An 11,208-nucleotide genomic window follows, 5' to 3' on the forward strand; every position below is an offset into this window, starting at 1 on the left:
CCGCGGCCAGCACGCGCGCGGCGGCGGCCAGCGCCTCCCCCGCGCCGGTCACGCCGGGGTGTCGGCGAGCGCCTGCAGCCGGGCGGCCTCGTCGGCCTGGATCGCCGACTGCACGATCGGCTCGAGCGCGCCGTCGAGCACCTGGTCGAGGTTGTAGGCCTTGTAGCCGGTGCGGTGGTCGCTGATCCGGTTCTCCGGGAAGTTGTACGTGCGGATCCGCTCCGAGCGGTCAACGGTGCGCACCTGGCTGCGGCGGGCAGCGGAGGCCTCCGCCTCGGCGGCCTCCTGCTGGGCGGCGAGCAGTCGGGCGCGGAGCACGCGGAGGCCGGCCTCGCGGTTCTGCAGCTGGCTCTTCTCGTTCTGCATGGACACGACGATGCCGCTCGGCAGGTGGGTGATCCGCACGGCCGAGTCGGTGGTGTTCACGCTCTGGCCGCCGGGACCGCTCGACCGGAAGACGTCGATCTTCAGGTCGTTCGGGTCGATGCCGACCTCCTCGGGCTCGTCGACCTCGGGGAAGACGAGCACACCGACGGCGGAGGTGTGGATGCGGCCCTGCGCCTCGGTCCTCGGCACGCGCTGCACGCGGTGCACGCCGCCCTCGTACTTGAGGTGCGCCCAGACGCCGGCAGCGGGATCGTTCGACGAGCCCTTGATCGCGACCTGCACGTCCTTGTAGCCGCCGAGGTCGCTCTCGGTCCGCTCGAGCAGCTCGGTGCGCCAGCCCTTCGACTCCGCGTAGTGCAGGTACATCCGGAGCAGGTCGGCGGCGAAGAGGGCCGACTCCTCGCCGCCCTCCCCCGCCTTGATCTCGAGGATCGCGTCGCGGCCGTCGTCGGGGTCGCGCGGGATCAGGAGGCGCCGCAGCTTCTCGGCCGCCTCCCCCTCCACGACCTCGAGGTCGGGGACCTCGGCGGCGAACGCCGGATCCTCGGCGCCGAGCTCCCGCGCCGCGGCGAGGTCGTCGGCGAGCTGCCGCCAGGCGGTGTGCGCGGCGACGATCTGACCGAGCTCCGCGTACCGGCGCCCGACGCGGCGGGCGCGCCCGGCGTCCGCGTGGAGCGCCGGGTCGGCGAGCTGCCGCTCGAGGTCCGCGTGCTCCGCGACGAGGGGCGCGACCGACGCGAACTGCCCGGTCGGGTCGGTCACTCGCCCGGGTCCGGCAGCGACTTCTGCATCTGCACCAGGAACTCGACGTTGGAGGCGGTCTCCTTCATCTTGCCGAGCACGATGTCGAGGGCGGCCTGGGTCTCGAGGCCGGCGAGTGCGCGGCGGAGCTTCCAGGTGACCTTGACCTCGTCCGGGCCCATGAGGAGCTCCTCGTGGCGGGTGCCGGAGGCGGCCACGTCGACCGCCGGGAAGACGCGCTTCGCGGCGAGGGCCCCGGAGAGCCGCAGCTCCATGTTCGCGGTGTCGGCGAACTCCTCGAGGATCGCCTCATCGGTGCGCGAACCGGTCTCGACGAGCGCGGTGGCGATGATGGTGAGCGAGCCGCCGTTCTCGATGTTGCGGGCCGCACCGAAGAAGCGCTTCGGCGGGTAGAGCGCCGCGGCCTCGACGCCGCCCGGCAGCACGCGGCCCGACGCGGGCACGACCTGGTTGTAGGCCCGGCCGAGGCGCGTGATCGAGTCGAGCAGCACGACGACGTCGTACCCGAGCTCGACGAGGCGCTTGGCGCGCTCGATGGCGAGCTCGGCGACCGTCGTGTGGTCCTCGGCGGGGCGGTCGAAGGTCGAGGCGATGACCTCGCCCTTCACCGTGCGCTGCATCTCGGTGACCTCCTCCGGCCGCTCGTCGACGAGCACGACCATGAGGTGGACCTCGGGGTTGTTCTTCGTGATCGCGTTCGCGATCGCCTGCAGGATCAGCGTCTTGCCCGCCTTCGGCGGCGAGACGATGAGGCCGCGCTGGCCCTTGCCGATCGGGGCGACGAGGTCGATGACCCGGGTGGAGAGCTTCTGCGACTCCGTCTCGAGGCGGAGGCGCTCCTGCGGGTAGAGGGCGGTGAGCTGCCCGAACTCGACGCGGCCCTCGGCCTGCTGCACGGGGAGCCCGTTGATCGAGTCGACCTTGACGAGCGCGTTGTACTTCTGGCGCGCCGGCTGCTCGCCCTCGGGGATCTGGCGGATCGCGCCGACGACCGCGTCGCCCTTGCGCAGGTGGTACTTCTTCACCTGGCCGAGGGAGACGTAGACGTCGTTCGCGCCGGGCAGGTAGCCGGACGTGCGCACGAAGGCGTAGTTGTCGAGCACGTCGAGGATGCCGGCGATCGGGATGAGGACGTCGTCGTCCCGGATCTCGGGCTCGTCCCACTCGTTCGTGCCGCGGCGCTTGCGGTCGCGGTAGCGGCCGCGGCGGCCCTCGCCGTCCTGCTGCTGGGCGGCCTGCTGGCGGTCCTGCTGCTGCTGCTGGCGCTCGGACTGCTGCTGCTGCTGCCGCTCGGGCTGCTGCTGGCGCTCCGGCTGGACCTCCGGGGCCTCCTGCGTCTTCTGCTGCTGGGCGGTCTGGCCGTTCTGCTGCTGGCCGCCCTGCTGCTTCTCGCCGTTCGCGGCGCCCTGCGCGGTGCGGTTCTGGCCCCGGTTGCGGTTGCGGCCGCGGCCGCGGCGGGGACCGCCGTCACCCTCGGCGTTCTCGCCGTTGGTGCCCTCGGCCGACAGGGCGGCGTCGTCGCCGTCCTGCGTCGGCACCTGGCCGTCGTGCTGGTTCTCGGACGGGGCGTCCGGGCCCACGCCCGCCGGTTCCGACGCGTCGCTCTGCGACGTGGCGGCCGTGCGCGCGGAGACGCGTTCGCGGCGCTGCAGCTGCTCGAGGTCCTCGGCGATACCGGTGATGCCGGCGTTCAGATGGTCGGCCGCGGGCTTCGGCTCGGCGCCCGCCTCCGTCTCCTCGGCGACCTGCTGCGCGATGGGCTCATCCTCGACCGGCTCGTCCAGGACCGGCGCCGCGGCGACCGGCTCGGCCTCGACGACGGCGTCCTGCGCCGGCTCGGCCTGCGGCTCGGTCACGATGTCGGCCGGGACCTCGGCGAGCGGCAGCTCGGGCTCCGGCGCCGGGATCGGCGACGGCTCCTGCGGTGGGATCGGCGACGGCTCCTGCGGCGGGATGGGCGACGGCTCGGGAGCGGTGGGCTCGGGCGTCGACTGCTCGGGCGCGGGCTGCTCGGCGTCGGCCGGCGCGGATTCGGTGCTCGCCTGGTCGGCCTGAGCGGCCCCGGGCTCGCGGGTGTCGGTGTCGTAGCTGTCGGAGATGGCGTCCACGAGGGAACCCTTTCGGAGAGTGGAGACGTCGCCGATACCGAGGGATGCCGCGAGGTCGCGGAGCTCGGCGATTCGGAGCGTCGCCAGACGACTGCGGGAGAGGAGTGCGGGGCGCGAGGCGCCTTCAGCACGCGGTTCGACTTCGGTCACGTGATGGAACGGGGTCCTTGGCCCCTAAGAGGCGGTCGGGCGGTTCCCGCGCACCTCGTCCGATCGGTCCCGGGGCCCGAGGCGCTGATGGTCCGCGCGCACCGGCCTGGTGCAGACCGAGCGGCGATGCGCTCGGGAAGCGGCGTTCCGCGGCGACCGTTCAGGACGGTGCGCTCACGGCGGGTGCCGATCGCTTCCTGAGGGTAGCACCTTTGAAATCGACGGCGGGAAGAAGCGCGGTCCAGTGCTGATCCGCCTGATCAGCGACCAGTTGAGCCGCCTTCAGCCGTTGGGACGGATCCGCGGACAGCACCAGGATCGACGGCCCCGCCCCGGAGACGACGGCGGCGTGGCCCGCGGCCCGGAGCAGGCCGATGAGCCGGTCGGTCTCGGGCATCGCCGATGCTCGGTACGACTGGTGGAGCCGGTCCTCGGTGGCGACGAGCAGCAGCTCGGGCGACTGGATCAGCGCCGCGATGAGCAGGGCCGAGCGGGAGACGTTGAAGATCGCGTCCTCGTGCGGCACGCTCGCCGGCTGCAGGCTGCGGGCGAGCGCCGTCGACATCGTGTGGTCGGGCACGAGCACGAGCGGGGACACGCTGCGGTGCACGAGCAGCTGCTTGTGCTGCGGTCCCTCCGGCCCCGTCCAGGCGATCGTGAGGCCGCCGAAGAGCGCCGGCGCGACGTTGTCGGGGTGCCCCTCCATCCGCGTCGCGACCGCGAGCAGGCGGTCGCCGTCGAGCGTCACCCGGTCCTCGAGGAGTCCCGCCGCCGCGACGACGCCGGAGACGATCGCCGCGCCGGATGAGCCGAGGCCACGGCCGTGCGGGATCGTGTTCGTGGCGTCGAGGAGCAGGCCGGGCAGGGGCTCCCCCATCTCGGCGAAGAGCTCCGCGACGGCCTGCGCGACGAGGTTCGACGCGTCGGTCGGCACCTCCCCCTCGCCGACGCCGTGCACGTCGACCCGGACGCCGGGCTCCTCCGTCACGGTGACGGTGAGCCGGTCGTAGACGCTGAGGGCGAGGCCGAGCGTGTCGAAGCCGGGGCCGAGGTTGGCCGTCGTGGCCGGGACCTCGACGGTCACCTGCCGACCGATGGGCAGCGGCTCGGTCACCTGGCGGCTCCGAGGCCGAGGGTCTCCGCGATCGCGGCGGCGTCGACCGGCACCGAGATCGGCGTGACGTCCGCCCCGCCCGGGCCCTTCAGCGCCCACTGCGGGTCCTTCAGGCCGTGGCCCGTGACGGTGAGCACGCAGGTCGCACCGCGCGGGATGGCGCCGGCCTCGGCGCGCTCGAGCAGGCCGGCGACGCTGATCGCGCTCGCCGGCTCGACGAAGATGCCGACCTCGGCCGAGAGGATCCGGTGCGCCTTCAGGATGTCCTCGTCGCTGATCGCACCGAAGTAGCCGTCGCTGTCGGCGTGCGCGGCGATCGCGAGCTTCCACGAGGCCGGGTTGCCGATGCGGATCGCGGATGCGATCGTCTCCGGGTTCCGAACGACGTGGCCCTCGACGATCGGCGCGGAGCCCGCGGCCTGGAAGCCGAACATGCGAGGCAGCCGGGTCGTGACGCCCCGGTCGAGCTCCTCGCGGTAGCCGCGGTGGTACGCCGTGTAGTTGCCGGCGTTGCCGACGGGGATGAAGTGGAAGTCGGGGGCGTCGCCGAGCACCTCGACGACCTCGAACGCGGCGGTCTTCTGGCCCTCGATGCGGTCGTTGTTCACGGAGTTGACGAGGTGCACCGGGTAGTGGGCCGCGAGTTCGCGGGCGATGTCGAGGCAGTCGTCGAAGTTGCCCTGCACCTGCAGCAGCTGCGCGTCGTGCGCGATGGCCTGGCTCAGCTTGCCGAGCGCGATCTTGCCCTCGGGCACGAGCACCGCGGCGGTGATGCCGGCGTGGGTCGCGTACGCGGCGGCGGATGCGGACGTGTTGCCGGTCGAGGCGCAGATCACGGCCTTCGCGCCGTGCTCCAGTGCCTTCGAGATCGCCATCGTCATGCCGCGGTCCTTGAAGGAGCCGGTGGGGTTCATCCCCTCGTACTTCACGAAGACGCGGGCGCCGGTGCGCTCGGACAGGGCGCGCGCCTCGATCAGCGGCGTGCCGCCCTCGCCGAGGGTGACGACCGGGGTGGCGTCGGAGACGTCGAGCCGGTCGGCGTACTCGCGGATCACCCCCCGCCACTGCCGGGACAGACGGGTGGACCGATCAGCCGTGCCGATGCTCATGCTTCCCGATCCTTCTCCAGTCATTCGCCCTCGACGCGCAGCACGCCGAGCACCGCCGCGACTTCGGGCGCCTCACGCAGCGCTGCGACGGTGGCGGCGAGCGCCGCCTCCCTCGCCCGGTGGGTTCCGACGACCAAACTAGCGGTGCCGTCGTCGCCGCCCCTGGACTGCGCGACGGTCTCGATCGAGACGCCGTGCTCCGACACGATCCCGGCCAGCCGGGCGAGGACGCCGGGTTCGTCCCGGACGGCGAGGGTGATCTGGTAGCGCGTCTCGACCACGCCGGCGTCCAGCACGGGCAGGTCGGCGCCGGTCGGGCCGATGAGGCCGGGGCCGCCGATCACATGCCGGCGAGCGGCCGAGACGAGGTCGCCGAGCACCGCGGACGCCGTCTGGGGTCCGCCGGCGCCCGCGCCGTAGAACATGAGGTCGCCGGCCGAGGCGGCCTGCACGAAGACGGCGTTGTTCGCACCGCGCACGGCGGCGAGCGGATGGGTGCGCGGCAGGAGAGCCGGGTAGACGCGGGCGGAGACGCCTTCGGTGCCGTCGGGCGCGGTGATCCGCTCGCAGATCGCGAGGAGCTTCACGACCTGCCCGGCCGCGCGGGCGGCTCGCACCTGCGTGGCGGTGACTCCCGTGATCCCCTCGACGGCCACCTTCTCCAGCGGCACGGTCGTGTGGAAGGCGAGCCCGGCGAGGATCGCGGCCTTCTGGGCGGCGTCGGCGCCGCTCACGTCGCCGGTCGGATCCGCCTCCGCGTAGCCGAGCCGCGTGGCCTCGGCGAGCGCCTCCTCGAACCCGACGCCCTGCTCGTCCATGCGGTCGAGCACGAAGTTGGTGGTCCCGTTCACGATGCCGAGGATGCGGAGCACGTGGTCGCCGGCGAGGCTATCGCGGAGCGGCCGGATGATCGGGATCGCGCCGCCGACCGCGGCCTCGTAGTTGAGCTGGGCGCCGACGCGCTCGGCGGCCGCGAACAGCTCCGGTCCGTGCGTGGCGAGCAGGGCCTTGTTGCCGGTGACGACGTCCGCACCGCTGTCGAGGGCGAGGAGCACGAGCTCGCGCGCCTGCTGCACCCCGCCGATGAGCTCGATGACGATGTGCGCCCCGAGCACGAGGCTCGTCGTGTCGGTGGTGAGCAGGGCCTCAGGCAGCTCGGGGCTGCGGGGCGCGTCGATCCGGCGCACGCCGATGCCCGCGAGGGTGATCGGGGCGCCGATCCGCGCCTCGAACTCCTCGCGGTGCTCGAGCAGCTGGTGCGCCACCTCGGCGCCGACGGTCCCGGCGCCGAGCACCGCGATGCGGATCGGCGGGCGCGACGGGGTCATGAGGTGCTCCCGACCCGGGCCAGGCCGGCGTCCCTGGCGAGCAGGTCGTCGATCGTCTCGCGGCGGATGAGGATGCGGACCTCGCCGGCGCCGACGGCGACGACCGCCGGTCGGGTGAGGAGGTTGTAGTTGCTCGCGAGGCTGTGGTGGTACGCGCCGGTCGCGGGCACGGCCACGAGGTCGCCCGCGCCGACGTCGGCGGGCAGCAGGTCCTCGCGCACGACGACGTCGCCGGACTCGCAGTGCTTGCCGACGACCCGCACGAGCTCGAGCGGAGCCGTGGACGCGCGGGAGGCGAGGCGCACCATGTAGTCGGCGCCGTAGAGCGCCGCACGGATGTTGTCGCTCATCCCGCCGTCGACCGAGACGTAGCGTCGGACCGCAGCGGTGCCGTCCGTCTGCACCTCGACGTCCTTGATCGTGCCGACGGAGTAGACGGTGACGCCCGCGGGCCCGACGATCCAGCGCCCGGGTTCGACGGCGAGGTCGGGCACGGGCACCCCGAACTCGGCGGCCGCGGCGACCACCGCCGCGACGAGCTCGACGGCGACGGCGTCGACGTCGGCCGCCTCCTGACCGCTCACATAGGCGATGCCCCAGCCGCCGCCGAGATTCAGCTCGGGCACGGGGCCGCCGTCGAGGAGGTCGCGGTGCAGGGCGAGCAGGCGTCTGGCCGCCTCGGCGAAGCCCCCGGTGCCGACGATCTGCGAGCCGATGTGGGAGTGGAGGCCGAGGAAGCGCAGGGACGGCTCGGCGCGGATCGCGGCGACGACCGCCGGCACGTCGACGAGCGCGACCCCGAACTTCTGGTCCTCGCGCGCCGTCGCGAGGTATTCGTGCGTCGACGCGTGCACCCCGGAGTTCACCCGCAGCCGCACCGGCTGCACGCGGGCCGCCCGGGCGGCGGCGGCCGCGACGCGGCCCACCTCCGAGGCGGAGTCGACGACGAATCCCGCGACGCCCGCCTCGACGGCGGCGGCGATCTCAGGGTCGGACTTGTCGTTCCCGTGGAAGCCGAGCGAGGCGCCCGGCGCACCCGAGGCGAGCGCGAGGGCGAGCTCCCCGCCGGAGCAGACGTCGATCCGGAGTCCCGCGTCGAGCATCCAGCGCACCACGTCGGACGAGAGGAACGCCTTGCCCGCGTAGTAGATGTGCGCGTCGACGCCCGCCGCGGCCGCGGCCCGTTCGATCGCCGACCGAGCGGCGGCCGCACGATCGCGGACCGCGCGCTCGTCGACCACGTACAGCGGTGTGCCGTGGTCCGCGGCGAGGTCACGGACGTCCGAGCCACCGATGCGCAGCGCGCCGTCCGTGCCACGGGCGGTGCCGGCGGGCCAGACCGCCGGGTCGAGGTCGACCTGATCCTCGCGGAGGCGCGCCGACGCGAGGGGGTTCGGCTGGATCACGGGAGGCCCTTTCGCGTCGGGGACAGGAGAGCCTATCGAGGCGCGAGGGGGTCAGCAGGAGCCGGTCGCCCCGTGCTGCAACCCGCTGAGATCGAGCTTCGAGGCGACGAGTGACAGGGTCGCGGAGCCGGAGTGCACGTCGATCGCGGTGAGCCGCACCGCAGGCGGCAGGTACTTCGCGGCGCACACCGAGATGCCGTTGGGCAGCAGGGTGTGGATCAGGGTGGTGCCCGGTACGGAGATCGGACCGCTCTTCAGGGTGGCCTTCGTGGGGCTGAGGTGCACGTACGCGCCGCGGACGCTCGGCACGAGGGTGACGTCGACGGTGATCGGGACGCCCAGCACCGTGCGCTTCACCGAGGTGGCGACGGTGCCGGAGCCGAGCGTCGGCGACGCCGCCTGGGCCGCGTCGAGCGGGGCGAGGTTCTTCAGTACCGCCTGGCCGATCGTGAGCGAGCCGGTGGCGCTGCGGACGGTCCCCGAGCCGTCGACCGGTAGCCCGTGCACGTGCAGGCGCGCGCTCGCCGCTCCACCGTCGACCCTCAGGTCGTTCGAGGTGAGCAGCACGTCGTCGAAGGAGCCGTGGAGCCACTGCTGGATCGCGGAGCCGCCCTCGATCGTCGAGTGCACCGTGCCGGTGACGCCCTCGGGCAGGCTGTGCTGCACGTCCGTGTCGATCTGCTTCTCGGCGTAGCCGCGGAAGATCCCGTCGCCGACGACGAGCGCCACGGCGGCGAGCAGCACGAGGACGAGCAGCACGATGAGGGTGGTGCGGACCGGATGCCGCCGCCGGCGGGGCGGCTGCGCCACCGGCAGCGGCTTCGTGTCGACGGATGCGGACACGGCCGGTTACATCCGATCCGGCGCGCTCACGCCGAGGAGCCCGAGGCCGTTGCGCAGCACCTGCCCGACCGCCTCGTTCACGACGCGGCGCGTGCGGTGCACGGACTCGATGTCCTCGCCGGCGCGCGGGATGATTCGGCACGAGTCGTACCAGCGGTGGTAGTTCCCGGCGAGTTGCTCGAGATACCGGGCGATGCGGTGCGGCTCCCGCAGCTCGGCGGCGCGCTCGACGGTGCGGGAGAATTGTTCGAGGGTGCCGAGCAGCTCCGATTCGGTCGGATGCGTCAGCAGGGCCGGGTCGAACGCGTCGACCCTGCCTGGGCCCACGCCGACCGGTTCCGACGCGTCGCGAAGCGACGTGGCGGCCGAGCCGGCGGGGACGTCCCGCGTGACGCCGGCCGACTCCGCGTTCCTGGCCACCGACCGGGTGCGGGCGTGGGCGTACTGCACGTAGTAGACGGGGTTGTCGTTCGTGTGCTTCGCGACGAGGTCGAGGTCCACGTCGAGCGCCGTGTCGACGGACGAGCGCACGAGCGTGTAGCGGGCCGCGTCGACGCCGACGGCCTCGACGAGGTCCTCCATCGTGATGACGGTGCCGGCGCGCTTCGACATCCGCATCGGGACACCGTCCTTCACCAGGTTGACCATCTGCCCGATGAGCACCTCGAGGTTCACGTAGGGGGTGTCGCCGAACGCGGCGACCATCGCCATCAGCCGGCCCGTGTAGCCGTGGTGGTCGGCCCCGAGCATGATCAGGCAGCGGTCGAAGCCGCGCTCCCGCTTGTTCAGGTAGTAGGCGATGTCGCCCGCGATGTAGGCGGCCTCGCCGTTGCTCTTCAGCACGACGCGGTCGCGGTCGTCGCCGAACTCGGTGCTCCGCAGCCAGGTGGCGCCGTCGGCCTCGTAGATGTGCCCGAGCTCGCGGAGCCGCGCGACGGCGTGCTCGACCGCTCCCGAGTCGTAGAGCGAGTTCTCGTGGAAGTAGACGTCGAAGTCGACCCCGAAGTCGTGCAGCGAGTCCCTGATCTCGCCGAACATGAGCTCGACGCCCTCGCGACGGAACAGCTCGAGGGCCTCGTCGCGCGGTAGCGAGTCGACCTCCGGATGCGCGGCGGCGACACGGGCGGCGATCTCGCCGATGTAGGCGCCCCCGTAGCCGTCCTCGGGGGTCGGCTCGCCGAGGTGCGCCGCGAGCAGGCTGCCGGAGAAGCGGTCGATCTGGGCGCCGTGGTCGTTGAAGTAGTACTCCCGGGCGACGTTCGCGCCCTGGGCGGCGAGGATCCGGGCGAGGCTGTCGCCGACGGCCGCCCACCGCGTGCCGCCGAGGTGAACCGGGCCGGTCGGGTTGGCGGAGACGAACTCGAGGTTCATCCGCACGCCCGCGAGCGTGTCCCCCCGCCCGAAGGCCTCCCCCTCGGCCACGATGCGGCGGGCGAGCTCACCCGCGGAGGCCGCCTCCAGCGTGATGTTGATGAAGCCGGGGCCGGCCACGTCGACGACGGCGACGCCCGGCAGCCGCTGCAGCCCCGTGGCGAGCTCGGATGCGAGGTCGCGGGGCGCCATCCCGATCCGCTTCGCGGCCCGCATCGCGACGGTGCTCGCCCAGTCGCCGTGCTCGCGGTTGCGCGGCCGTTCGAGGACGACCTCCGCCTCGGTGAGCGCGGCGTCCGCGCCGTGGTCGGCGGCCACCGCGCCGACGAGGTCTCGGATGGCGACCTGGAGTTCGGCCGGAGTCATGGCCTTCGAGCCTACCGAAGCGCGAGAGGCCGCCCCGCCGGGGCCGCTGCCGGGACCCGTCCGCCCGCTTCGCTATCGTGCGAGCCGCGGACAACGGGAAGGGACGGGATGCGCGCAGCACGGCCGATCGTCGCGGGCGCCCTGGCGCTCGGGGTGGCGCTGGCCGCCGCCGGATGCACGTCGAGCCCGGTGGGCAAGACCGTCACGGACGCGCCGACCGCTCCCGTCACCGCCGCAGCGCCCACCGCGCACGCGGTCAGCACG

8 protein-coding genes are annotated in these 11,208 nt (G+C 73.3%); all 8 read right to left on the reverse strand.

Annotated elements, in window-relative coordinates:
- Positions 1–48 precede the first annotated feature (48 nt).
- Positions 49–1,149: a peptide chain release factor 1 gene (gene prfA / locus JWQ92_RS15735; RefSeq protein WP_297345410.1), complete on the reverse strand. Its 1,101-nt coding sequence runs from the start codon at positions 1,147–1,149 to the stop codon at positions 49–51.
- A complete protein-coding gene (rho, locus tag JWQ92_RS15740; RefSeq protein WP_297345415.1) occupies positions 1,146–3,344 on the reverse strand; it encodes a transcription termination factor Rho in 2,199 nt (732 codons plus the stop codon). The genes prfA and rho overlap by 4 nt, the downstream gene beginning before the upstream one ends.
- Before the next feature lie 223 nt (positions 3,345–3,567).
- The gene (gene thrB / locus JWQ92_RS15745; protein ID WP_297345411.1) at positions 3,568–4,521 is read right to left on the reverse strand and encodes a homoserine kinase; all 954 of its coding nucleotides are present in this window, start codon (positions 4,519–4,521) and stop codon (positions 3,568–3,570) included.
- Positions 4,518–5,597, reverse strand: a complete 1,080-nt coding sequence (gene thrC, locus JWQ92_RS15750; protein WP_297345416.1) for a threonine synthase — start codon at positions 5,595–5,597, stop codon at positions 4,518–4,520. Before thrC ends, thrB begins: the two co-directional genes overlap by 4 nt.
- A 53-nt stretch (positions 5,598–5,650) precedes the next feature.
- Positions 5,651–6,958, reverse strand: a complete 1,308-nt coding sequence (locus JWQ92_RS15755) for a homoserine dehydrogenase (protein ID WP_297345412.1) — start codon at positions 6,956–6,958, stop codon at positions 5,651–5,653.
- Positions 6,955–8,361 carry a diaminopimelate decarboxylase gene (lysA, locus tag JWQ92_RS15760; protein WP_297345417.1) on the reverse strand — a complete coding sequence of 469 codons (1,407 nt, stop codon included), beginning with the start codon at positions 8,359–8,361 and terminating at the stop codon, positions 6,955–6,957. The genes JWQ92_RS15755 and lysA overlap by 4 nt, the downstream gene beginning before the upstream one ends.
- A gap of 54 nt (positions 8,362–8,415) precedes the next feature.
- Positions 8,416–9,207 (reverse strand): DUF2993 domain-containing protein, encoded by a 792-nt coding sequence (locus JWQ92_RS15765; RefSeq protein WP_297345413.1) that lies wholly within the window; start codon positions 9,205–9,207, stop codon positions 8,416–8,418.
- A gap of 6 nt (positions 9,208–9,213) precedes the next feature.
- Positions 9,214–10,944, reverse strand: coding sequence for an arginine--tRNA ligase (argS, locus tag JWQ92_RS15770; protein ID WP_297345414.1), 1,731 nt, complete (start codon positions 10,942–10,944; stop codon positions 9,214–9,216).
- Positions 10,945–11,208 lie beyond the last annotated feature (264 nt).

The sequence above is a fragment of the Amnibacterium sp. genome (assembly GCF_025463795.1).
Taxonomy (GTDB): domain Bacteria; phylum Actinomycetota; class Actinomycetes; order Actinomycetales; family Microbacteriaceae; genus Amnibacterium.

Coding starts and splice junctions, on each gene's coding strand:
- JWQ92_RS15755 (WP_297345412.1), bottom strand. CDS start 6,958: ATGACCCCGTCGCGCCCGCCGATCCGCATCGCGGTGCTCGGCGCCGGG.
- argS (WP_297345414.1), bottom strand. CDS start 10,944: ATGACTCCGGCCGAACTCCAGGTCGCCATCCGAGACCTCGTCGGCGCG.